We start from the raw sequence: 25,573 nt of genomic DNA on the forward strand, positions 1-25,573 counted from the left end.
GTTAAAGATACAGCAAAAATAGTCAAAGAAACATTTTAATAGAAAAGCTATAGTAAGATCCGAAGTTATAGGGAGAGGTCTATTACAGACGATAGGCAGGTACCGACTAAAAACAGGGGAGAGTTTTATTATGGATATCAAGACAGCAGCTTTTGGAAATATTCCCGATGTGGATATTCGTAGTGAGAGTAAACTATTGACCGGATTAAAAAAAGCAGCAAGTATATGTGCTATGTGTCTTGTGTCTGCTGTACTTATGTTTGTTGCAAGCAAGGCAAGAGGCCTTAGTGATGTAGAGATCATAAGGAATGTTATCACTGTGATCATAGAAAGCGGTCTTATAGTATTCTTATGGGAAGACGGTCTTATAAGGAATACGCTTTCATATGGCAATGAGAAGCATATTAACAGGTTTTTCATCATATACATGGTATCATTTGTTGCATCACTCTTGTTTCCTTTGGTCAACAACCTGATATGGCCATACCTTAGCATATTTGTTCTGTTATCGCTTTTTTCCAATGCTATGATAGGCCTTTGCAGCGGATGTGCTCTACTTAATGTGACACTTCTTTTGTGCAATGGATCGTATGTTCAGCCGTTTTTTATATATCTGATCGCCGGAACAGTTGCTATAGTATTGTTTCAGCATGTTGGTGAGAAGCTTCAGTTCGGTCTCCCGATACTTATATCCATCATGCTTTTATTCGTACTGCTTGTGGCTTATCATGTGCTTTTTCTCAATCAGACTTTTTCAATAGCCATGCTTACAGTTCCGCTTGTTAATGTGGTGATCACGACATTGCTTCTTTGGGTACTTCTTAATGCCTTTAGTCTTCTTGTCATAAGGGGCAGCAATGACATGTATATGGAGATCAATGACCCTGAATTTGAACTACTTGTCAAGATCAAGAACAAGGACAAAAGGGAATATTACAAAGCAGTTCATACAGCATATCTTGCAGACAGAATTGCTGCTGATATAGGAGCTGACAGAAGAGCGACCAAGGCATGTGCGTATTATCACAGAGTTGGAATACTCGATGGAAGACCGGATGATCTTGAGGCAGCTAAGCCTTATTTCCACCGTTATCAGTTCCCGGAGTCTGCAGTTGCTCTTTTGGAAGAGTATATTAAGAGCGGCAAGACGGCGCCTGTATCTAAGGAAGCGACGATCATCAACTTGTGCGAGGACCTCGTCAATAAACTAATGACTATTTTTGAAAAAGATAAAACAGCCAAAATTGATAGTGATAGAATGATAGAAGAGATGATCGAAAGAAGACATGTGGGAGGCAATTTTAATCACTCGGATCTTTCTATCGCTGAGCTTAACAGAGTCAGTAAGCTCTTAAAAAAGGAGAAATTGTATTATGATTTTCTGCGTTGAAAACGAAGTCGATGCCAAATTTGATTTCGATATAGAACAGATCGCACGCAGCGTATGTGAAGAAGTACTTAAAAGTGAGAATTTCCCGGAGGAAGCTCAGATCAATATGCTTATCACGGATGATGAGGGCATACATGAGATGAACAGACAGTTCAGGGATATAGACAGAGAGACAGACGTTCTTTCTTTTCCCAATATAGAATATGAGACGCCCGGAGACTTCTCAGTTCTAAACGGGCCGGACAGATGCGATATGATAGACCCTGATAATGGCAGCATCTATCTAGGAGATATAGTTATCAATGAGAAGAGAGTTCGCTCACAGGCACTAGAATACGGACATAGTGAGAAAAGAGAATTTGCTTTTCTGACGGCTCATTCCATGTTTCATCTATGCGGTTACGACCACATGGAAGAGGATGAAGCTAAAGTTATGGAACAAAAACAAAACGACGTACTTGAAAGGCTTGGGATAACAAGAGATGACAATTAAAAGTAAAGACAGGATTAAACCGGATACTTTTTCTGTAGCAGTTTTTGTCATGATCTGCATTTTGATGGTCACCAGAATCTTCCTTCTTAAGGTCATCAAAAATGAAGGACTTGGCATTCTTGCTTCGCCTATGAACCTGTTCATGGTCTGCTATGGAGTATTTGTTTTTGCTATAGAGCGCGCCATAAGTGCAGTTATCAAACTGTATGAAAAAAAGAAACAGTTCATAAACGCAATGGACGTAGCCAGAAAAGCAAGAACGATAGGCTTTGCAGCAGGAGTGATAGTAAGCGGTATAATTCTTATCTTTTCTTTTTCTGTATCAGAGAAGCTTTTCGGATCCAGGATCGGATTCCTTGCTTTTATCGCAACTTCGGTAGCTATTATATTTATAAGCTGTCAGGGAGCTATAAGGGGCATGCTTGAGGGATTTGGAGAAAATCTCTTATCTCTTATCTCTGATCTTATATTTGCGATTTCTTTTATGGTATTAACACCTGCCTTTGCAAGTTTTTCTTATAGGTACGGTCTTAAAGCCAATGCGCTTCTTGAAAGAAATGATCTGGCATCCGGTTATGGAGCATGCGGAGCGCTTGCCGGAGGATGCGTAGCTTCTCTTATCACGCTTATATATCTTCTTATCATCTGGAAGATTAAAAGCGGCAAGATGGATGATATCGTAAGATCCGGTGAGCCAAGATATCTTGGAATCGGGCCTTCCTATGGAAGAAATATAGTAGCATATTCGATTGTATTTGCTTTTCCATTTGCAATCGATATCATAGATGAAGCTATGTATGTGGGATCTTTGAAGCATACGACAGCCCAGTGGGGCAGCTGGTTTGGCGGAGTACTGCCTGTTATAGTGATAGCTGTATGCATTGTTACAATTACCCAGCTTCGAAAGGTATATGAGCTTTGTTCTATGGTGGTTCATTCTGACAAACATGGAGCCCTTGATACACTTTCAGAGTTCTCCAGATATTTGGTGATCATCCTGTTTCCTGTTTCTATGTTCATGGCAGTTTTGTCAGATACTATACAAAGGGCTGTGTATGTGACACCGTCTGACTCTGCCGTAGCTATGATGGGACATGCATCACTTATGGTATTCGCCATGCCTGTTGGTATCCTTATGAGTACCATACTCTTAAGACTTCGTAAGGTCAGAGCTCTGATCCTTAATATAATAGTAGCAGTGATAGCGCATGCGGGTACATTTGCTATTATGACATATGTTATGAACAAAGAGATGACAGCTGTATCCTATGCAGATTTTGTAATGTTCCTTGTGATGGGAGGCATGGGCTTTTGGGAGATCATGCGAATGCTCCATTACAGGCATAGCTGGATCTCAAACTTTGTAGTTCCGCTAATCTGCAGTGCTGTAGCGGCTCTTATAGTTTTCTTTCTCAATATGGTTTTTATAAATGTAATAGGAGAGATCCTTACGATACTGGTAGGATGTCTTGCGGGAGGATTCCTGTATCTACTCTTCCTGCTGATCCTTAGAGGTATATACGAGTACGAAGTTGAGAGGATTCCGGGCGGCGGATTTGTTCTAGTAATAGCCAGAGGTTTTCACTTTATATGATAACAATACTTATAGCAGGAGCAGGGGCGTCGGGTATGTGTGCTGCGATCACAGCAGCAAGACAAGGCGCCCATGTTATCCTTTTGGAAAAAAATGATATAGCAGGCAAGAAGATCTCCATGACTGGCAATGGGCGCTGTAATATAACCAATGAAGCCATGAGTGCTTCATGCTATAATCTTAGTGCACAGAGTAAAATGGAGGGATGGCTTCAAAGATTCGGAGTAGCGAAGACTTTGGAATTCATGAAGTCTCTTGGAGTTGTGACTCAAAGCGAAGAAGGATATATATATCCTATATCCGGCCAGGCAGTCACAGTCCAGAATGCAATGATAGATGAGGTAGTAAGACTTGGCGTCGAATATATAACCGGTCAGCAACTTAAAAAGATAACGCCTGTTGATGATGGAGGCTTTGAAGTTAAGACAACAGGCGGCTTATATAAAGCTGACAAAGTTATAATAGCAACAGGAGGCTTGTCAGGCCCAAAATCAACCATGTCTACAGGTGATAGCTATTATATAGCAAAGAGTCTTGGAATGAATGTTACGAAGACATATCCGGCTCTTGTGGCGCTTTTGTCTGATGACAAAGACCTGCCGTCCAAGTACGGAGTCAGAATGATGGCCGGTATCAGAATTAAAGAGATCAAAGACTTGTATGAATACGGCGAAGTGCAGATTACATCCAAAGGAATATCAGGAATTCCTGTTCTTCAGCTAAGCGGGCGCGTGGCACAGTACATGGCTGATAACAAGGGGACTGTTACTGCGTTTTTGGATTTCTTCCCAACATATTCTGACGATGATTTTGCCAATATGAAAAAAGATATCATAGAAGTATCAAGTGGTAAGACATATATCCAGGTACTTGATGGAATCAGTAATCATCTTATAGGCCTTATGATACTGTCAAGACTAGGCATAAAAGAAGATACCGTTATAGATGCTAATAGCATAGACGATCTTGAAAGAGTTATTGATAACTATAGAAATGCTAGAATAAATATAGTCGCTACTTCTGACTATGCATCATCTCAGGTTACTAAAGGCGGAGTTGATCTTAATGATCTGACAGATGATCTTGAATCAGTTCATACACCCGGAGTGTATGTTGTCGGCGAACTTGCAGATGTTGACGGAAGATGCGGAGGGTATAATCTTCAGTGGGCATTTACAAGCGGGTATATCGCAGGGATGGCTGCTGCGGGCCGATAGTAAATCACTATCTCATAAGCATATATACAAGAATACAGTAATTTAAGGAAATATATGATCAGAATCAGTAATATTAAAGTTAAAAACGGCTCAGAAGCATCGCAATATACAAATGGTGTCATGGAACCAGAGGCTCTTTCAAGGAGCCTTATTCCGGTTGCAGCCAAAGCGCTGAAGATAGATGCTAAAGCTATAGCAGATCTGAGCGTATTCAGGCACTCGATTGATGCTCGTAAGAAGCCTGACATATTTGATATATATACAATTGATATATCACTTAACATAAATGAGAAAAAGGCACTTCAAAAAGCCCGTAATAAAAACGCACAGCTTTTTGAACCAGTTGTATATAAGCTTCCTGAACTTGGGACTAATAAGATGACTAAGCCTCCTGTTGTAGTTGGCGCAGGTCCTTGCGGTCTTTTTGCAGCGTATGAACTGGCATGTCTTGGCTTTAAACCAATACTTATAGAAAGGGGAAGAGCAGTAGAAGACAGGCAGAAGGACGTTGAGAACTTCTGGAAGACAGGAGTCCTTGATACGACATCCAATGTCCAGTTTGGTGAAGGCGGCGCGGGAGCATTCTCAGACGGCAAGCTCAATACCATGGTCCGTGACAAGGACGGAATAGGAAGACGTGCACTTAAGATATTCATAGATCATGGCGCTCCAAAAGAGATATATTATGAAGCAAAGCCCCATATAGGCACGGATAAGCTGGTTGATGTAGTTAAGAACATAAGAGAAGACATTAAAAGTATGGGCGGACAGGTTTTGTTCGAAACCAAAATGTCCGGTCTTATTATGAAAGATGCACATGTGACAGGCGTGAAAGTCACTGATAGAGCAGGAAATGAATCTGTGATCGAGACAGATACTGTTGTCATGGCTATAGGCCATAGCGCAAGAGATACCTTTGAAGTTCTAAATAGTGAAGGTGTATATATGGAGCCTAAGGCATTTGCAGTAGGACTTCGCGTAGAACATCCTCAAAAGAATATCAACAGATCTCAGTACGGAGTATATGAAAGTCCCACACTTCCTGCTTCTCCTTATAAAGTTGTACATAATACTTCCAAGGGTAGGGGCGTATATTCTTTTTGCATGTGTCCGGGAGGATATGTAGTCAATGCTTCATCTGAAGAGGGATACCTGTGCGTTAACGGAATGAGCTACTATGCCCGTGATTCCAAAAATGCCAACAGTGCGATCATAGTAACCGTTAAGCCTGAAGACTTTGGAGGAGAAGGACCTCTATGCGGAGTGAAGTTCCAAAGAGAGCTTGAGAAAAAGGCCTTTGAACTTGGAAAGGGCAAAGTTCCGGTAGAATACCTTGTTGACTATAGAAAAAAAGGAACAGTAAAAGGTAATACTGATGAAAGAAAAGACTGGAACACTCCATGCATAAAGGGCGACTACGTATTTGCAAGTGTTCATGACCTTCTTCCTGATGATCTTAAAGAGGCTATAGATGAGGGTATGAGCGCTTTTGGCAGGATGATAGAAGGCTTTGATGCTGATGATACTCTTATGGAAGGCGTTGAGAGCAGGACATCATCTCCTGTAAGAATCACAAGAGGAGAGGATCTTCAGGCTATTAATACCAAAGGCTTATATCCTTGCGGAGAAGGTGCAGGATATGCAGGCGGTATCATGTCAGCAGCTATGGATGGTATGAAAGTTGCTGCAAAGATCTGCTCAGAGCGATGTCCTGGCATGTAACATGGCAGGATATACAATGGACATTGTGCATGAGGATGTATTGCATATAGCCATTTGTATAGATCTGATGATATGACGTAAGGGTCAAAAGTCATTTCGATTCGAGCTTGCTCGAAATCGAATATGAATTTATGACCCGCCAAACATGAGCAAAGTAGCACGTAGTGCGGATTTGCGAATGTTTGAGGATTGTGAGAGTTTCGAAGAAACGGAACAATCCGGTAGTCATATGGTGTCAAAAGGAACTTTTGACACCTACCTCATGATATAAGTAATAGTTCTATGTTTTATGAACGAATCATCACACTAGAGATTTGGAGTAATTGTTTTGGACAAGCAGGATTATAGAAAAGCGGCTCTTGCAAGAAGAGATGCTATACCTAAGATAGACAGAGAGCGTTACAGCCGGATGATAATAGACAAGCTCCTTGAATCTAAAGAGCTAAATGACGCAGATAGCGTATTGGTATATTGTTCGTATCTTTCTGAAGTAGATACGCATACTCTTATAGAAAGACTACTATATAAAGGCAAGAGAGTATATTGCCCTAAGGTGACGGATCCTAAAAATGGAATTATGGAATTCTATGAAGTAAGAGGCATGAAGGACCTGACAGAAGGCTATCACGGAATTCCTGAGCCTGTAACTACGGATAGATATGTGACTGGGGAGGCTATGCATGATTTGGATTCAAATCATACAGATATGCTGCATACAGATACTCTTATGATTCTTCCGGGTGTTGCTTTTGATAGAGACTGCAACAGGATCGGCTACAGGGGCGGCTTTTACGACCGCTATATTCCAAGGATTCCCGGAGCATATCTTATAGCCTTGGCTTTTGAGGAGCAGATATCAGAAGATATTTTTCCAATGGAAAGTCATGATATAAAGCCTGATGCGATATATACTCAGGCTAGGATAATAGGGCATGAATTCATAAAATGATTAACAGTGTGTCAATGATTTATATACAGCCTCCCCTGTAAAGGCTGGTCCGTCCAAGTGGAAGGCTGTAGTTAGACAAATATTAAGATTTTGGAAAGCAGGAATTATAAATGGATCCACGACAGGAAATTATTAATATTGGAAAACAGCTTCATGATCAGGGACTTCTTGTAAGAACCTGGGGGAATATATCATGCAGACTTGATAAAAACCGTATACTTATAACTCCAAGCGGTATACAGTATGAAGACCTTACACCTGAGATGATCGCTGAAGTCAATCTTGGAGATCTCTCATGGGAAGGCAAATGCAAACCTTCAAGCGAGCTTCTGGTACACGTTGCCTGTTATAACACACGAAGCGATATCAGATTTATAATTCATACCCATCAGGTTTTTGCTACTGTGGCAGGATCTCTTGGTGTTAAGGAGATCCGGGCTATGGTTGACGGCGATGACGTAAGGATACCATGCGCTCCATATGCACTCCCCGGAACCAGAAAGCTTGCAGATAACGTTAAGAAGACTATCCAGAAATATAAATCAGATAATGGAATAGTCATGTCCAATCACGGAACTATCTGCATGGGCACGATAAGCGATGAAGCTCTGGAATGTGCAATGGAGATGGAAGAAGCTTCAAAGCTCTTTTTGCACGGGTATTGTCATATGGATATCGAAAGCGAGTTTATTGAAGGCTTCAGCTCACATATCAATAGCGGCAGCATCATATATGATAAGCCGGATACTCCTTACAGGATCAAGCGGATGCATGAAGAGATATACGCCAAAAGACCTGATGTGAGATATATAGTTCACAACAAGTCACAGGCTTGTAAGATCGTATCAAGGCGTGCCACACATATGAAGCCTCTGCTTGATGATTTCGCCCAGCTTGTAGGTACAAGTGTAAGGATACCGATCAATCATCATGGACATGATGGAAATCGTATTATCGTCAAGAAGAATGTCAACGCTGTTTTTTCACTGGATGATGGAGCTTTTTGTCTGGGACAGACAAAGGATGATGCATATGCTACGGCACTAGTACTGGACAAGGCTTGTATAGCGCAGATAGCGGCATCCAGATATGGAAGCGCCAATTTTCTTTCCTACAGAGATTGCCTTAAAATGAACAGACATTATAGAAACTCCTATTCCAAGCTGGCAAAAAGGTGATTGTTGAGGCACCTCTAACTGTGCTAAAATGTTCTTAGATTTTATATCCATGTCTATGGAGGACTTCAATATGACAGAAACTATTACAAATGAAGTAGTGGCTGATGCTGCTTCAGTAGAATCAACAAGCAAGGCTCCCGAAAAAGAAGCTGTTAAAGAAGACAAATACGTAGCTTATGTATCAAGCTATACAAATGGAACCGGTGACAAGTTCGGTATTCGTGTCTATGATGTAGATATCAAGAACGGCCGTATGACTGAGAAGAGTAAGATCAAGATCACTAACTCTTCGTATGTTACTGAATCCAAGAATAAAAAGCACCTTTATTCAATCACAGACTTTGGTGTAGAAGCTTATGATATAGGGAAAGATGGATCACTTAGTCTTATCAATGAAGCTTCTATCAATGGAATGAGAGGTTGTTACCTTTCTACAGATTATGAAGACAAGTTCCTTTTCTGTGCAGGATACCATGATGGTAAGATCACAGTACTGCGTCTTAACGAGGATGGAAGTATCGGCGAGATAACAGAAGAGATCTATCAGAAGGGCCTTGGCTCTGCAGCAGGACGTAACCATCGTCCACATGTACAGTGCGTACGTATGACCAAGGACAACAAGTTCCTGTGTGCATGTGATCTTGGAATGGACAGGATCAATGTTTATAAATTAAATCACGTGACAGGTCGTCTTGAGAATGCCGACGTGATCCACTGTGATCAGGAGTCAGCTCCAAGACATATCAAGTTCTCAGAAAATGGTGAGTTCATCTACGTTCTTACAGAGCAGAAGAATTCAATCGATGTATATCATTACAAAGTAGATGATCATGATATACCTGATTTTGAAAGAATCCAGTCTATGTCAACTATAGACGATCCTGATGCACAGGGTATCGCAAGCAGTGCTCTTATGTTCTCGCTTGATTATAACTATCTTGTATCTTCTAACCTTGGAGAGAACTTTGTAGATATCTACAGAGCAGACAAGAGAACAGGTAAGCTCAAGAAGATCCTGGGTCTTCCTATCTCAGGAGAGTATCCTAAGGATGCAGCACTCTTCCCTGATAACAAGCACCTTGTATCTCTTAACCATGAGTCCAATACAATGACTTTCTTTAATGTCAACATGGCACAGGGAACCATTGTAATGAACGGACCGGAAGTCGTAGTTGATCAGCCTAACTGCATCGTATTCCATAAATTAGAGGATTGATGTATTTCTATGTACGGAATTTAATTTTGTTTCTTCCGGATTCTTTGGCTTCATATAATGCATCGTCAACTTTTTTAAAGATATCTTTATTACTGGTCTCGGAGTCACTTATAACAGTGACTCCGAGACTTATTGTTATCTTTGGAAATAGAAAAACCTCCTGCCCTATTTATAAAATGAGGACAGGAGGTCTTGGTTTAAAAGTATTATTATACGCGGTTATTATAGAAGTCTGTGATATAGCTTGCTCTTGCTGACATATTGGATATCATGGCATCAAGGAGTGTGACTGCGGCCATGCATTCTACTACGACAACTGCTCTTGGAACAACTACAGGATCGTGGCGACCACCTATTACTATATCTATAGGGCTTCCGTCCTGTTTTACTGTTGACTGCTCTTTGGAGATAGACGGGGTTGGCTTAACATGACAGCGAAGGATTATGTCAGATCCTGAACTGATACCGCCCATGATACCGCCTGAGTGGTTAGTGGCAGTTGTTATCTTGCCGTCTTTATATGTGAATCCGTCATTATCTTCAGAACCCTTGTAAGTAGATACCATAACGCCATCACCGACTTCGACAGCTTTAACAGCACCGATTGACATCAGAGCCTTGGCCATGGAAGCATCAAGCTTATCAAAAACAGGTTCACCTATTCCTGCAGGCACGCCTTCTATGCGGCATTCTATAACTCCGCCTACAGAGTCCAGTTCATTTCTACATTCCTGAATATAATCAAAAGCCTTGGCAGCAGCGTCTGCATCAGGCATGCATACAGGATTTTCTTTGATAACAGATGCATCGAACCTATTCGGATCGATGCTTACAGGACCTATGGATTTGGTGTATGCGGTGATAGTAATGCCCATCTGGCCAAGGAGTTTAGCGCACAGTGCACCTGCAGCTACGCGGCCTATCGTCTCTCTGCCTGATGAACGACCACCGCCCCTGTAATCTCTAAATCCGTACTTGGCATCAAAACCGTAATCGGCATGTCCCGGTCTGTAGTAGGATGCTATCTGGCTGTAGTCTCCGGACTTCTGAGATGTATTTCTTACAAGAAGGGAGATGGGAGTGCCTGTTGTCTTACCTTCGAATACTCCTGATAAGATCTCAACCTTGTCATCCTCTTTACGAGGTGTTGTGACAGATGATGTTCCGGGCTTCCTCCTGTCCAGATACTTCTGTATATCAGATTCTGACAGCTCCATCCCTGCCGGGAATCCATCAATAACAACGCCAAGAGCAGCCCCGTGCGACTCCCCCCAGGTTGTAATTTTAAGATGATTACCAAATGTTGATCCAGACATGAATTGCCCCCTTTTTGCGGTAATAAACTATAAATGGTAAACTCAACCTTCCAACTTAGACGGTACAGTATCTCAAAGGATTTGCAGGGACAGACAGTATATAAAGCCTTCCCACGCTGTTAAGCATTTTATAATTCATGGCATGATATCTGTCCCTTTTTATTCTGGGGTCCAAACTCGCTTCGCTCAGACATGTGGACCCCAGGCAGAATAAAAAGCTCCATCTATCACGCTCATGAATTTTATAAAACGCTTAAAAGCGTGGGAAGGCTTTATATACTGTCTGCCCCTGCAAATCCTTTGAGATACAGCACCGTCTAAGTTGAAAGGTTGAGTTATGAATATAAAACTTAATTTATTATACATTATTACTGCATAAATTCAACACTTTAAAGTCAGAGAATAAGGCACTGGCACATAGAAATGCATCCATGCATTCCTGAGAATGTGCGTAACACGTCCTGCATAAGGCACGCAAAAATGCATCCGTAAGCTATTTTATACACAGCGTATACGTCTGGCTTGGGCGGCATGGTATCCTCGAAGGTTGGCAGGAGTGGGTAGACGATGGGCGGGCAGAATATAAATCATTGTCACGCTTTTTAATTGTTTTATAAAATTCATGAGCGTGATAGCTGGAACTTTTTATTCTGCATGGGGTCCACATGTCTGAGCGAAGCGAGTTTGGACCCCAGAATAAAAAGGACCAGATATCATGCCATGAATTTATAAAACAATTAACAGCGTGACAATGATCTATATTCTGTCCGCCCATCGTCTACCCACTCCCGCCAGCCTTCGAGGATACCATGCCGCCCGTCCCCCCAAGCGTGAAAGCGATAGGTATAAAAACTATTCTTTTGGTATATTTTATAATTACGGGCATGAAAACTGAAGCTTTTTTATAAAAAGTGTTCAAAAGTTCTCAAAATGTAGTATAATACCATTATGATATACCGAAAATACAGGGGGAGCCAGAGCTTAGGTGCAATGAATAACAAAAATGTTTCATTTGAGCCGACGTTTCGGGAGAAAGCTGTTCGGCGAATAGGGAAGTTCGTAAAAAAGAATAGGAAGTTCTATTTCTTCGGTGTGATTGCTGTCGCAGTAGTCGTGTTTGTGACGGCACTTGGTAGTGCTCTATATGATAATAGAAAACGTCTTCTTAGTATTGCTTGTGTTCTTTTATTCTTCGTATCATCGAGTAGTTTTTCGTATCCCGTTTTACCAATGGATGTAAGTTTTGTATCAGACAGTATCCGCAGTGAGGATGTTGCCGGTACGACTTATGTTTCAGCTGAAGTAGATGCTAAAGACGTTGCAGATCTTGAGACAATTTCTATCGATGATCAGACGGTTCCTACAGGCAGTAGTTATACTAAAGAAGACGCAGATAAAGATCCTGTATATGATGGCAATGGAGAACTCTTGGGAGAAGTCCTCGAAAGCGATCAGATCAGCATCTCGGAGATACTAAATACAGAAGACGAAACAGGTAGTAAGGATATAGAGCAGGAAGATAATGACGATTCTGTGGCAGGAAACACACAGTTTTCTGCAGATGACTGGAATCTTATGCTTGTTAATAAGCAGCATCCGATTCCTGATAATTATACTTTTGCCACTGCGCAGATATCCAGCGGTGGCAAGCTATGCGATGAGAGAATATTATCGCCTCTTAGACAGATGGTGGCAGCAGCTGCGTCAGACGGAGTGTCACTTGTAGTATGTTCACCGTATAGATCCAACAATCGTCAGGAGATGCTCTTTGCAAGGAAGGTTGATTACTATTTAGAGCAAGGCTATGACTATATGCAGTCATATACACTTGCTTCTCAGGCAGTAACTATTCCGGGATCTTCAGAACATGAGATAGGGCTTGCTCTTGATATCATCACTGACGGATACAGCTCACTGGATGAAGGATTTGGTGATACACCTGCCGGTAAGTGGCTTGCGCAAAACTCGTACAAGTACGGCTTTGTAGTTCGCTATCTTAAGGGCAAAGAAGAGATTACAGGTATTGAATATGAACCCTGGCATATAAGATATGTTGGAGTTTCGGCTGCAACTGTAATGTATGAAGAGGGCATCTGCCTTGAAGAGTTCTGGGACGAGTATCTGTACTGATATATTTACTTGTCCAATAAAATGTAATGGTATATTATGTATAGGGGCATGTGCGACATGTCCCTATATTTTTGAGTATAAGGATCTGAACTGAATTATATAAAATCCATAATGCATAAATTCCTTTAATTCATATTCAAGAATTTATAGGATTTATATTGTACAAGATCATGTGTGATCCTTATATTTTCTCAGATTATGTTATGAAAAGAGGTACTATGTACAAGTTATTAAAAACAGAAGGCCGTGCTAAAAGAGGCGAATTTCAGACTGTTCATGGAACTATCCAGACACCTGTATTCATGAACGTAGCAACAGTTGCAGCCATCAAGGGCGCTGTTTCTACAGAAGATCTTGAAGGTATTAAGAATCAGGTTGTTTTATGTAATACATATCATCTTCACCTTCGCCCCGGCGATGACAATGTATATCGTATGGGCGGTCTTCACAAGTTTATGTCATGCAATAAGCCTATCCTTACTGATTCAGGCGGATTTCAGGTATTTTCACTTGCTAAGACAAGGCGTATCAAAGAGGAAGGCGTATACTTCCATTCTCATATAGATGGTCACAAGCTTTTCATGGGACCAGAAGAGAGTATGAGGATCCAGTCTCATCTTGGAAGTACTATTGCCATGGCTTTTGATGAGTGCCCATCTGCAAGAGCTGATCATGAATATGTTCAGATGTCTGTAGACAGGACCACAAGATGGCTTGAGCGCTGCAAGAAGGAGATGGACAGACTTAATTCACTTCCTGATACAGTGAACCCTCACCAGATGCTCTTTGGTATCAATCAGGGCGCGATATTTGATGATATCAGAATAGAACATGCCAAGCGCATCAGAGAGATGGATCTTGACGGTTATGCAGTTGGAGGCCTTGCAGTAGGTGAGACTCATGAAGAGATGTATCATGTCCTTGAGCAGGTAGTTCCTTATCTTCCTCAGGACAAGCCTACATACCTTATGGGTGTTGGTACACCTGCCAATATTCTTGAAGGCGTAGAAAGAGGTATAGACTTCTTTGACTGTGTATATCCAAGTAGAAATGGCCGTCATGGTCATGTATATACCAAGAAGGGTAAGCTCAATCTCCTTAATGCCAGATTTGAGCTTGATTCTCATCCTATTGAAGAGGGATGTCAGTGTCCTGCATGTAAGCGCTATTCAAGAGGTTATATCCGTCATCTGTTAAAAGCCGGAGAGATGCTTGGTATGAGGCTTTGCGTCCTTCATAACCTGTATTTCTACAACAATATGATGGAAGAGATAAGAGATGCTCTTGATAATGGAAACTTTGCTGCTTATAAGAAGAAGACCCTTGACGGATTCAGAGAATATGAAGAGATCTCTACAGCTCCCGGAAGCGACATAGCCAAGAACTGGCGTAAAGGCTGATGGAAGTGCTGATACATTCAGAATGTTTTTCAGTAAAATATGCCGATTATTGACAGGAATTTTTTATGAAAAACGCACTTGTAAGTAAACTTTATATTGTGTATCATTTAAAGGTAGCTTTTTCGAAAGCTTTTTAAAAGAATTAAAGAGGATTCCGGAGGACAATTAAATGTATTCAGATTTATTTAAAATGGCTGCTACTGCTGCAGATGCTACACCTGTAGGCATGAGCTATTATCTGATCATTCTGGTTGTAATGTTCGCATTCATGTATTTCATTATGATCAGACCACAGCGTAAGCAGGAAAAAGAGAAGGCAGCTATGATGGCAGCACTTGCAGTTGGCGATAGCGTTCGTACAACAGGCGGTTTCATCGGAACTGTAATCGATATTCATGACAACATGGTTATCATCGAGTTCGGTAACAACAAGAACTGCCGTATCCCTATGGTTAAGGAAGCAATCGTAGAGATCGAGAAGCCTGAAGATGCTGTTAAGCCTGTAGAGACCAAGGCTGACAAGAAGAAAAAGGATTGATTTTTAAAGGATGGTAAGAAAGTTGCGGCTTTCCTGTCATCCTTTTTTTATAATGTCTCAGCCAGAAAACCCATGGTCTTTAGACCGTGGGATGAATGGCGTCAGTTTTAGAGTGTGTATTATATTTTACTGTAAACATGTATTTTTAGTAAAAATATGATATAATATACATACAGGAAATTCCATTTCTGAGTCTACGAAAGGAGAAATTTGTATGTATCTTACTGTTAAACAGCAGGTAAAGCATCTGTCGAAAGGCGATTACAAAACCTTAAAAGAACTGTGCCATTCAGCTAAAAATCTTGCAAATGAAGCCATCTATAATGTTAGGCAGTATTACTTTACTGAAGGTAAATTCCTGAAGTATGAGAAGAATTATACACTTCTTAAAAGTAGTCCTAATTACAAGGCATTAAATTCTAATATGGCACAGCAGATCCTTAAAGAAGTAGATGGCAGCTTCAAATCATTCTTTAGCTTAATTAAACTTGCAAAACAGGGTAAGTATGCCTTTAAGGATTGCAAACTGCCACATTATCTTCCAAAAGACGGACATACCACACTTGTTATAGGTTTTGTAAGACTTAATGGGAGTAAGTTAATACTTCCGTTTTCAAACAGCTTTAAGAAAACCCACAAGCCGGTTGAAATCACAATCCCGCCAATCCTAGTTGACAAAAAGGTTAAAGAGATACGTATCATACCAAAAGCTCACGCCAGGTTCTTTGAAATCCAATACACTTACGAAGCTGAGTGTGTTCAAAGAAATCTTAACAAAAACAATGCACTGGCTCTCGATTTTGGTATAAATAATCTTGTAACTGCAGTGTCAAGCAATGGCAGATCATTCATTATTGACGGAAGAAGACTTAAATCCATAAATCAGTGGTTTAATAAAGAGAATACCCGCCTGCAGTCCATTAAGGACAAGCAACATTTTGGCAAAAAGACTACAAATCGTCAGAAAGCCATTGCTCGTGATCGTAACAATAAAGTAAATGACTATATGAGCAAAGCCGCACGTAAGATAGTAGATTATTGTATTGCTAACGATATCGGAACCCTTGTAGCCGGATATAATGTTACGTTTCAGAGGAATTCACATATCGGCAAACAGAATAATCAGAATTTTGTTAATATCCCTTATGGCTTATTAAGAGATAAACTGTCATACCTTTGTGAACTTAATGGCATTATCTATGTTGAACAGGAGGAAAGCTATACATCAAAGGCCTCGTTTTGGGATAAAGACAATATTCCTGTTTACAATAATGATAATCCAAAAGAGTATCAGTTCAGTGGTAGTAGGATACATCGTGGAATGTATAAAACTGCCAATGGCTTTAATTTTAATGCCGATGTTAACGGAGCATTAAATATAATGCGTAAAAGTAGCGTTGTGGATCTTAGCATCCTATACGGTAGAGGCGATGTGGACACGCCTGTAAGAATAAGGATTGCCTGACCTGTCAGGTGGAAACTTAAATATCAAACTTCTTAAATAGAGCCGTCAGGCTCTTAGAAGCCCATTACCTTTAGGTGATGGGTAGTTCACATCAGAAACAGATGGTATGTGATACAATTTAATAGGTGATTTTTAATCGTGTTTATAGGTGTGATATTAATATCGTATTGTTCGATACATTAATTTTGCACCTTGTACTTTGAATTTTTTTAAGCTAAGATGATACTTAACTTTTGCGAAAACGGAAAGGGGAGATAACATTGAAGCTGAACATTACAAGCATTCCCGGCGATGGGATAGGGCCGGAAATTGTTGCTGAGGCAAAAAAAGTTCTTGAGAGCGTAGCCAAAGTATATGGACACGAGATTATTTTTACAGACGTACTTATGGGAGGATGTTCTATTGATAAGTACGGGGTTCCGCTTACCCAGGAGACCATTGATATAGCAAAATCTTCCGATGCGGTTCTTATGGGTTCTATAGGCGGCAATACATCTACATCACCATGGTATAAACTTCCACCGGAGAAGAGGCCTGAAGCCGGACTTCTTGGTATTCGCAAGGCACTTTCACTTTTTGCAAACTTAAGACCTGCATATCTGTATCCTGAACTTAAGGAGGCATGTCCTCTTAAGACTCAGATAAGCGAGAAGGGCTTTGATCTTATGATCATGCGTGAGCTTACAGGCGGTCTTTATTTTGGGGAGAGGAAGACTGAGGAGATTGACGGTCAGGAAGTTGCCACAGATACTCTTGTTTATTCAGAAAAAGAAATTGAACGAATTGCTATCAGGGCATTTGATGTTGCAAGAAAGAGAAGGAAGAAAGTAACTTGTGTCGATAAGGCCAATGTACTTGATTCTTCAAGACTTTGGAGAAAGGTAGTTACCAAAGTTTCAAAGGATTATCCTGATGTAGAGCTTTCATTCATGCTGGTTGACAACTGCGCGATGCAGCTTGTTAAGGATCCTGCTCAGTTCGATGTGGTACTTACAGAGAACATGTTCGGAGATATCCTTTCAGATGAAGCTAGTATGATAACAGGTTCTATCGGAATGCTTCCTTCAGCGTCACTTAATGAGACGAGTTTCGGACTTTATGAGCCAAGCGGCGGATCTGCACCTGATATTGCGGGAAAGGATATAGCTAATCCGATAGCTACGATCCTGTCAGCGGCTATGATGCTGCGTTATACCTTCAGTCTTGATAAGGAAGCTGACGCTATAGAAAATGCAGTTAAAGTAATCCTTAAAAAAGGGTATAGGACAGGAGATATTAAGGATGCACAGACTCCTGAAGATATGATCTGTTCATGTTCAGGTATGGGAAGCCTTATTGCAAGTGAGATAAAGTAGTAGCGGGTTTAGTGATATTACGGGATGATTAAAAAGGAAAAGAAATCTGATAAGGGGCTGGTGATCTTCAAGATCCATTACAGACCGCCTCGCCTTCATATTTCAGAAGATCCTCAGGATATGGCAGTAGTACTTGCGGTACTTGCCATGACTTTGTACTACATTTGGAGAATGTTCTATATAACTCCTTCGTATGAGGAGCTTCACGATTATTTTTATTTTATCAGTAAAGGACCTTTATTTACGCTTAGCAACTGGTCGGCAGAAGGTAACCACATAGGATATAACTTCCTGGCATCACTTCTAAATATGTCCGGGATGCCTAAGTATATGGTCATGAGAGGAATATCCTGCATTGCGGCTTCTTCCAATCTCATCCTTTTGTACAGACTTTCAAAAAGGTATTTTACACATTGGATCCCATTTGCGACTATTGTGACTTACAGTGGTTTTGAACTGGTCAATATCCTGAATATTCAGGGAAGAGGGTATACACTTTCGGTAACATTATTCCTATTATCGATATATATGCTCGGAAGGCTTTCACTTACGGAGAACTTTAGCAATATCCAGTATTATTTCCTTGTGATCACATTTGTTGCAGCTTTACTGGTATGCCTTTGGAACATTAACTGGATCATTCCTATGTGTTTTGCGGTTCTGTTGTATCTTCTTATCAACGGGCTCAGAACCAGGAAGGTAAGCGGAACAGTTGAGAACAATATTTACTTTTCACAGTTTTTTAATATCCTTAGCTGTGAGATAGTAGCTTTTATCATTGCCGGTATTTTTTATACAATTAATATACTTGGAAGCGGAGCGTATATCCTATCTTCAGATAAAGAGTTTGAAGGCCTCTCAAGACTTGGGATCATATCTAAAGATCCTGTCAGAGCCTTCATAGAGGGACTTAAGCTTGTCAGAGAGTCTTTTGGAATGATAACACCGGAAGGTAATACATATCTTGTAAGGTGGTATCACTTTATATTCGATTTTTCTAAAAGTTTTGCACCGGGATTTGAGCATGCACTTATGGTCATGTGCTTCGTATCAATATTTGTAATGATCACCGGCTGCGTCTTGTATTTTGAGGAGAGCAGAACCTGCATCAGACTTATAATCCTGGGACAGCTATTCTGGATGCCTCTTATACTTGTCTTTTTTAAGAGAGTTCCGTCCTATGAATCATATATGTTCATGGGTGTTATCATGGCTATTGCTGTCAGCGTTGTGATAGGCAATCTGATACTTACACTGCAGAGATTTGGCCTAAAGCATATATTCTATGCTCTGCCTATAGCTATATCTGTTGTATACTTCTTCATTGGAGTGTTTGGCGATACTTTTTTTGCCCCATATGACAGAGAGATAGATGAGACATATCAGGCTCTTATCATGGTAGATCCTTCGGAATATAAGCATCCGGCGGTCACAGGCATGCTGCAGGAATACATAATGGAATTTTTGTATGACGTAGAAGCTTCGGACAGGATAGAGGATGCGGATTATCTTATGATCAAAAAAGAAATGTACGAAGACGAAGACTTTGCAAACAAAGATTATATCAAAAGAATGCACAGATCTTACGAAAACGGCAGTTACATAATATTAACTAATTAAAACAGGAGAAAAGACTATGAACAGTGACAGAGTTTTAAGAGGACTGCAGCAGGCACCTCACAGAAGTTTGTTTAATGCACTTGGTTTTACAGAAGAAGAGAAAAGAAAGCCTCTTATCGGAATTGTGAGCTCTCAAAGTGATATCATTCCGGGTCATATGGAACTGCAGAGAATCGCTGAAGCTGTCAAGCTCGGCGTAGCTGAAGCCGGCGGAATGCCTGTAGTAGTTCCTGCTATCGCAGTGTGCGATGGAATTGCGATGGGACATATCGGAATGAAGTATTCTCTTGTTACAAGAGATCTTATAGCAGACTCTACAGAGTGTCTGTGCAAGGCTCATGGCTTCGATGCCATGGTCATGATACCTAACTGTGATAAGAATGTACCGGGACTTTTGATGGCTGCGGCACGTTGCAATATACCTACTATATTCGTTTCAGGCGGACCTATGCTTGCAGGACATGTTGATGGTCGTAAGAGATCTCTTTCATCTATGTTCGAAGCTGTTGGCGAGGTTACTGCCGGCAAGATCAGTGATGACAAGCTTCTTGAGTACGAAGAGAAGGTATGCCCTACTTGCGGAAGCTGCTCTGGTATGTACACTGCCAATTCCATGAACTGCCTGACAGAAGCTATCGGTATGGGTCTTAGAGGCAATGGTACGATCCCGGCAGTATACTCTGCAAGAATCCGTCTTGCCAAGAAGGCTGGCTACAAGATCATGGAACTCTTGGAAAAGGATATAAAGCCAAGAGATATCATGACCAAAGAAGCCTTTGAGAATGCTCTTGCCATGGATATGGCACTTGGCTGCTCTACTAATACAATGCTTCATATCCCTGCTATCGCTCATGAAGCAGGTGTTGATATCAATATGGAATATGCCAACGAGATCTCTGACAGAACACCTAATCTGTGCCACCTCGCACCTGCAGGTCCTACATATATGGAAGACCTTAACGAGGCAGGCGGTGTATATGCTGTAATGAAGGAACTTACCAAGAAGAATCTCATCCATACAGATCTTCTTACATGTACAGGCAAGACTGTAGGAGAGAACCTTGAAGGCGTTGAGAATCTCAATCCTGAGGTTATAAGACCTATTGATAATCCATATCTTCCAAACGGCGGTATTGCTGTACTTAAGGGTAATCTTGCACCTGATACAGGTATTGTAAAGAGGTCTGCAGTAGCTCCTGAAATGATGGTTCATGAAGGCCCTGCGAGAGTATTCGACTGTGAAGAAGATGCTATTGCAGCTATCCTTGGCGGCAAGATCGTAGACGGAGACGTAGTTGTTATAAGATATGAAGGACCTAAGGGCGGACCTGGTATGAGAGAGATGCTCAATCCTACATCTGCAATTGCCGGTATGGGACTTGGATCTACAGTTGCCCTTATTACAGATGGCAGATTCTCAGGAGCAAGCAGAGGAGCTTCTATAGGACATGTATCTCCGGAAGCTGCAGTAGGCGGACCTATAGCTCTGGTACAGGAAGGCGATATCATCTCAATCGATATCAATAACAATTCTCTTAACATGAAAGTATCTGATGAAGAGCTTGCTAAGAGAAAGGCAGCATGGAAGCCAAGACAGCCTAAGGTTACAGACGGATATCTTGCAAGATACCAAAAGCTAGTTACAAGCGGCAACACAGGCGCTATCCTTAAAGTTCCGGATGTTGACTAGGGCACATAGAAGTCCATCCATGGACTTCTATACATGTGTTTAATACATCCCTGTATACGGCACATAGAAGTCCATCCATGGACTTCTAAAAATGTGCTTAATACATCCTGTATAGGGCACATAAAGGTTTTTTACGTTTATATCACAGAATTAATACTTGTTATAAGGAGTACAGTACAATGGTCTTAAATGGTGCAGAAATCGTTCTTAAATGTCTTAAGGAGCAGGGGGTAGATACTGTATTTGGATACCCGGGCGGAACGATTCTTAATATTTATGACGAATTATATAAGCATTCGGATGAGTTTTGCCATATCCTTACAAGCCATGAGCAGGGTGCTGCTCATGCAGCTGACGGATATGCAAGATCCACCGGCAAGGTTGGAGTCTGCATGGCTACATCAGGCCCCGGATCTACCAATCTGGTAACAGGAATAGCAACAGCATATATGGACAGCGTACCGATGGTTGCTATCACCTGCAATGTTAATCTTCCCGCACTTGGTAAGGATTCCTTTCAGGAGGTTGACATCAACGGTATCACAATGCCTATTACCAAGCACGGATTCATCGTCAAGGATGTTAAGAAGCTTGCTGATACATTAAGAAGAGCATTTGAGATTGCAAGATCAGGCCGTCCAGGACCTGTAGTAGTTGACATTACGAAGGATGTTACTGCTGCCAAATGTGATTATACACCGGCTCAGATCTCTGAACCCAAGACTAAGAAGGAATATTCCAAGGAAGACATAGAGAAAGTCGCTGCAATGATAGCTAAATCCAAACGTCCATTTATCTATGTCGGCGGCGGAGCAATCATATCAGGCGCTCATGAGGAAGTCAGAGAGCTTGCAAAGAGAATTCAGGCTCCTGTATGCGATACTCTTATGGGTAAAGGTGCCTTCGATGGTACAGATGAGCTCTATACTGGAATGATCGGTATGCATGGAACCAAGACTTCAAACTATGGAGTCAGCAAGTGTGATCTCCTTCTGACCTGCGGTGCCAGATTCTCAGACAGAGTAATAGGCAATCCTAAGGCATTTGCTAAGGGTGCTAAGATCGTACAGTTCGATATAGATGCTGCTGAGATCAATAAGAATATCAAGACAGATGCTTCTATAGTTGGTGATCTTAAAGAGATACTTACTGATCTTCTTGAAGTTTTAAAACCGGGCAAGCATGACGAGTGGCTCTCCGAGATCAAGGAGATGGAAGAGGAGTTCCCGCTTTCTTATGACAAGAGTAAGCTTACATGTCCTTATATCATGGAAGAGCTTGATAAGATAACCAAGGGTGGTGCTATCATCACAACAGATGTAGGTCAACATCAGATGTGGGCTGCCCAGTACTATAAGTACAAAAATCCAAGAACTTTCCTTTCAAGTGGCGGTCTTGGAACTATGGGATATGGTCTTGGCGCAGTAATAGGTGCCAAGATGGGCAATCCTGACAAGATCTGTGTCAATATTGCAGGTGACGGATGCTTTAGAATGAACATGAATGAGCTTGCAACTGCCAGCAGATACAATATTCCTATCATCGAGATTATCATTGATAATGAGGTTCTTGGTATGGTACGTCAGTGGCAGAATCTGTTCTATGGTCAGCGTTATTCTCAGACTGTTCTAACTGACAAGGTTGACTACTGCAAGGTTGCTGAGGGTCTTGGATGCAAGGCTATCCGTGTGACCAAGAAGTCTGAGGTTGCAGCTGCGCTTAAGGAAGCTATAAATGCTGGTGGTCCTGTTGTTATCGATGCGGTTATCGAGAAGGATGATAAGGTATATCCGATGGTACCTGCAGGCAAGCCGCTTACGGAAGTATTCGATGCTAGCGATATAGAAGAGTAAATAAAAATTCACGCTTGTAAAAAAGGGCAGACTCCATCCCTTGGAGCTGCGCTGGCATGGGTGGTTTAAAAAATTTTTGCGTGTCTTGAAGGTGTTATAATTCAAGGCATGATATCTGGAGCTTTATATTCTAGGGTCTGAAACTCGCTTCGCTCAGACAGGCAGACCCTGGGAAGAATATAAAGCTCCATCTATCACGCTCTTGAATTTTATAACACCTTCAATAGACACGCAAAAACTTTTTAAACCACCCATGCCAGCGCAGCTCCAAGGGATGGAGTCTGGTTTGCAAGCGGGAAGTTTTTGGTGGGACAACGCCCTGGCAAGTTGATTGCCGGGGCTTTTTTAGATGATAAAAAGAATCTTTGAAAACATTTTAAAATACCAAAGTAACTGAAACTAAAGACTAATCAAAAAACAATCTGTAAAAACAAATTCCCAAAAACTGAAGAATAATATAAAAACTAAAGCAAAAAAACAATCTGAAAATATGTCGTATTCTTCTTATGTATATATCTTTATGGCAATAATAGAGATGAATATAATGAGTGTAAAATGTATCATTGGCTAAAAATATGTAGTATCTATTTTATAAAGAGGAAGGTCTATATGAGCAGAGTATATTGTAATCCGCTTAATTTGCCGTATAAATACAGCTTTCAAAAGCCCAACATGCCTGGGCTTGGAGATGATAAGCTTTCTGTATACAGGGAGGCGGCGGATCCTACGCTGGAATATTTTAAGGGGAGGTATTATCTTTTTCCGTCTATGACTGCGGGATTTTATGTTAGCAGCAATATGCTTGACTGGGAATATCATGAGCTTGATGCTCCTATTCCTGTTTTTGACTATGCTCCTGATGTTAGGGCGGTGGGAGATTATCTGTATTTCTGCGCATCGAAAAGGAACGAGGTATGTAACTTCTATAGGTCCAAAGATCCTGTTAATGAAGGCTTTGAAGAGATTGAAGGGAGCTTTCCTTTCTGGGATCCGGATCTGTTTCTGGATGATGATGGGAGGATGTACCTGTATTGGGGATGTTCTAATATTACGCCTATATGGGGAGTGGAACTTGATCCAAGGACTATGAAGCCTGTCTGTGACAAGAAGGTTATGTTCGAAATGGACAATAAGTCAAGGGGCTATGAGCGTATTGGTATGGATCATGTGAGTCCTAAGGCTGGGATGGATTTTGATAAGGCTGCGGAAGCTATTTTTCAGGATCTTATGAAGATGCCTATGGAACTTAGGCAGAAGGAAGGGCTTACTACTGAGGATGCTGTGAGGAAGCTGGCACGAGGCTTTGCAGGAGATGATCCATATATTGAGGGAGCTTATATGACCAAGCATGATGGGAAGTATTATCTTCAATATGCTTTTCCGCAGACTCAGACCAATGTATATGGAGACGGTGTTTTAGTAGGGGATAATCCGCTTGGACCTTTTGAATTTGCACGCAATAATCCGTTTAGTTATAAGCCGGGAGGTTTTATTAATGGCGCAGGTCATGGATCTACTATAGCTGATGAATATGGCAGGTACTGGCATGCGGCGTCGATGTCCATATCTGTTAATAATGATATGGAGAGAAGGCTTGGTTTGTGGAAGGCAGGTTTTGACGCAGATGGCGAGCTTTACTGCGATCAATGTTATGGAGACTGGCCGTCTGATATGGACAAGGAAGCTTTTGAAGAGCCCGAATATATGCTTCTTTCATATGGTAAAAAAGCTTTTGTTTCTTCAGGTGTTGGAGCAGATAAGCTTACAAATGAGGATGTAAAAAATTGGTGGAAGGCGGATTCCAAAACGGGCGAGTGGGCTGTGATAGATCTTGGAGAAGCGATGGATGTTAACTGCATTCAGATAAACTTTGCAGATGACGGGATTAAGGCTAAGATTCCGGAAGGCGCACAGTGTCTTGTTGCACATGAGATCAGATACATAGACAGGGAGAAGCGCCTCACAAGGTGGATACTTGAAGGGTCTTTGGACGGCGGAGACTTTTTTGTAATAGAAGATAAATCAAAGGCAGATACTAATCTGTGCAATGATTTTGTATATAGGGCGGAAGGTATAAAGGCAAGGTTCATAAGGCTCACTGTAATAGAGGTGCCTTTTGATCAGAATATCTGTGTGTCCGGTATCAGGGTATTTGGAAAGGGCAATGGCCGGATGCCAGCCAAAGCTGCCGGTGTTAAGGCTGTGATGAAGACTGACATAGATATGCAGGTGTCCTGGAGCAAAGATAACGCTGCAGGCCACAATATTGTATGGGGCTATGCACCGACAAAGCTCTATCACAGCTATCTGGTACTTGGGAGGGATTCCCAGAATATAGGGGCCATCGTCAAGGATTCTCCTATTTATGTACGAGTTGATAGTTTTAACGAAACAGGTATCACACATGGTGATGTGATTAAGATAAGATGACCAAAATAGGTGGTAAG

19 protein-coding genes are annotated in these 25,573 nt (G+C 41.3%); 17 read left to right on the plus strand and 2 right to left on the minus strand.

The genetic code is table 11. The features are described 5' to 3' along the window. Positions 1–130: 130 nt before the first annotated feature. The 8 genes from BMX21_RS05320 (at position 131) to BMX21_RS05355 (ending at position 9,759) form a co-directional block, all read left to right on the plus strand. Positions 131–1,390, plus strand: a complete 1,260-nt coding sequence (locus BMX21_RS05320; RefSeq protein ID WP_092042122.1) for a hypothetical protein — start codon at positions 131–133, stop codon at positions 1,388–1,390. Continuing rightward, a complete protein-coding gene (gene ybeY, locus BMX21_RS05325; protein ID WP_092042125.1) occupies positions 1,374–1,883 on the plus strand; it encodes an rRNA maturation RNase YbeY in 510 nt (169 codons plus the stop codon). Before BMX21_RS05320 ends, ybeY begins: the two co-directional genes overlap by 17 nt. Next, positions 1,873–3,477 (plus strand): MATE family efflux transporter, encoded by a 1,605-nt coding sequence (locus BMX21_RS05330; RefSeq protein WP_092042128.1) that lies wholly within the window; start codon positions 1,873–1,875, stop codon positions 3,475–3,477. Before ybeY ends, BMX21_RS05330 begins: the two co-directional genes overlap by 11 nt. Next, positions 3,474–4,694 (plus strand): aminoacetone oxidase family FAD-binding enzyme, encoded by a 1,221-nt coding sequence (locus BMX21_RS05335; protein ID WP_092042130.1) that lies wholly within the window; start codon positions 3,474–3,476, stop codon positions 4,692–4,694. Before BMX21_RS05330 ends, BMX21_RS05335 begins: the two co-directional genes overlap by 4 nt. A 54-nt stretch (positions 4,695–4,748) precedes the next feature. Beyond that, entirely contained in the window at positions 4,749–6,416 is a 1,668-nt protein-coding gene (locus BMX21_RS05340) for an NAD(P)/FAD-dependent oxidoreductase (RefSeq protein ID WP_092042132.1), read from the plus strand. A gap of 328 nt (positions 6,417–6,744) precedes the next feature. Further along, positions 6,745–7,365, plus strand: coding sequence for a 5-formyltetrahydrofolate cyclo-ligase (locus tag BMX21_RS05345; protein WP_177173936.1), 621 nt, complete (start codon positions 6,745–6,747; stop codon positions 7,363–7,365). A gap of 110 nt (positions 7,366–7,475) precedes the next feature. Continuing rightward, the gene (locus tag BMX21_RS05350; protein ID WP_092042138.1) at positions 7,476–8,543 is read left to right on the plus strand and encodes a class II aldolase/adducin family protein; all 1,068 of its coding nucleotides are present in this window, start codon (positions 7,476–7,478) and stop codon (positions 8,541–8,543) included. A gap of 70 nt (positions 8,544–8,613) precedes the next feature. Further along, positions 8,614–9,759 carry a lactonase family protein gene (locus tag BMX21_RS05355; RefSeq protein WP_092042141.1) on the plus strand — a complete coding sequence of 382 codons (1,146 nt, stop codon included), beginning with the start codon at positions 8,614–8,616 and terminating at the stop codon, positions 9,757–9,759. Between the two features lie 7 nt (positions 9,760–9,766). On the opposite strand, the gene BMX21_RS20155 is transcribed toward BMX21_RS05355, so the two are convergent. Next, positions 9,767–9,928, minus strand: a complete 162-nt coding sequence (locus BMX21_RS20155) for a GGDEF domain-containing protein (protein WP_080656111.1) — start codon at positions 9,926–9,928, stop codon at positions 9,767–9,769. Positions 9,929–9,968: 40 nt separating this feature from the next. Continuing rightward, the gene (gene aroC / locus BMX21_RS05365; protein ID WP_092042144.1) at positions 9,969–11,075 is read right to left on the minus strand and encodes a chorismate synthase; all 1,107 of its coding nucleotides are present in this window, start codon (positions 11,073–11,075) and stop codon (positions 9,969–9,971) included. A gap of 990 nt (positions 11,076–12,065) precedes the next feature. Here aroC and BMX21_RS05370 point away from each other — a divergent pair. The 9 genes from BMX21_RS05370 to BMX21_RS05410 all read left to right on the plus strand — a co-directional run bounded on the left by BMX21_RS05370 (position 12,066) and on the right by BMX21_RS05410 (position 25,556). Next, positions 12,066–13,205 (plus strand): M15 family metallopeptidase, encoded by a 1,140-nt coding sequence (locus BMX21_RS05370; protein WP_177173937.1) that lies wholly within the window; start codon positions 12,066–12,068, stop codon positions 13,203–13,205. Between the two features lie 218 nt (positions 13,206–13,423). After that, the gene (gene tgt / locus BMX21_RS05375) at positions 13,424–14,605 is read left to right on the plus strand and encodes a tRNA guanosine(34) transglycosylase Tgt (RefSeq protein WP_092042150.1); all 1,182 of its coding nucleotides are present in this window, start codon (positions 13,424–13,426) and stop codon (positions 14,603–14,605) included. Positions 14,606–14,795: 190 nt separating this feature from the next. Beyond that, positions 14,796–15,143, plus strand: coding sequence for a preprotein translocase subunit YajC (yajC, locus tag BMX21_RS05380; protein ID WP_034453778.1), 348 nt, complete (start codon positions 14,796–14,798; stop codon positions 15,141–15,143). A gap of 214 nt (positions 15,144–15,357) precedes the next feature. Beyond that, a complete protein-coding gene (locus BMX21_RS05385) occupies positions 15,358–16,608 on the plus strand; it encodes an RNA-guided endonuclease InsQ/TnpB family protein (RefSeq protein WP_092042152.1) in 1,251 nt (416 codons plus the stop codon). Positions 16,609–16,868: 260 nt separating this feature from the next. Beyond that, entirely contained in the window at positions 16,869–17,963 is a 1,095-nt protein-coding gene (gene leuB, locus BMX21_RS05390) for a 3-isopropylmalate dehydrogenase (protein ID WP_022752885.1), read from the plus strand. Positions 17,964–17,987: 24 nt separating this feature from the next. Beyond that, positions 17,988–19,583, plus strand: a complete 1,596-nt coding sequence (locus BMX21_RS05395) for a glycosyltransferase family protein (RefSeq protein ID WP_092042155.1) — start codon at positions 17,988–17,990, stop codon at positions 19,581–19,583. Between the two features lie 16 nt (positions 19,584–19,599). Then, complete coding sequence (gene ilvD, locus BMX21_RS05400) at positions 19,600–21,273, plus strand: dihydroxy-acid dehydratase (protein ID WP_092042157.1); 1,674 nt, start codon at positions 19,600–19,602, stop codon at positions 21,271–21,273. Positions 21,274–21,452: 179 nt separating this feature from the next. Further along, positions 21,453–23,126 (plus strand): biosynthetic-type acetolactate synthase large subunit, encoded by a 1,674-nt coding sequence (ilvB, locus tag BMX21_RS05405; RefSeq protein WP_022752888.1) that lies wholly within the window; start codon positions 21,453–21,455, stop codon positions 23,124–23,126. Positions 23,127–23,735: 609 nt separating this feature from the next. Continuing rightward, complete coding sequence (locus BMX21_RS05410; protein ID WP_092042160.1) at positions 23,736–25,556, plus strand: family 43 glycosylhydrolase; 1,821 nt, start codon at positions 23,736–23,738, stop codon at positions 25,554–25,556. Positions 25,557–25,573 lie beyond the last annotated feature (17 nt).

The organism is Butyrivibrio sp. TB, assembly GCF_900110805.1.
Taxonomy (GTDB): Bacteria; Bacillota; Clostridia; order Lachnospirales; family Lachnospiraceae; genus Butyrivibrio; species Butyrivibrio fibrisolvens_C.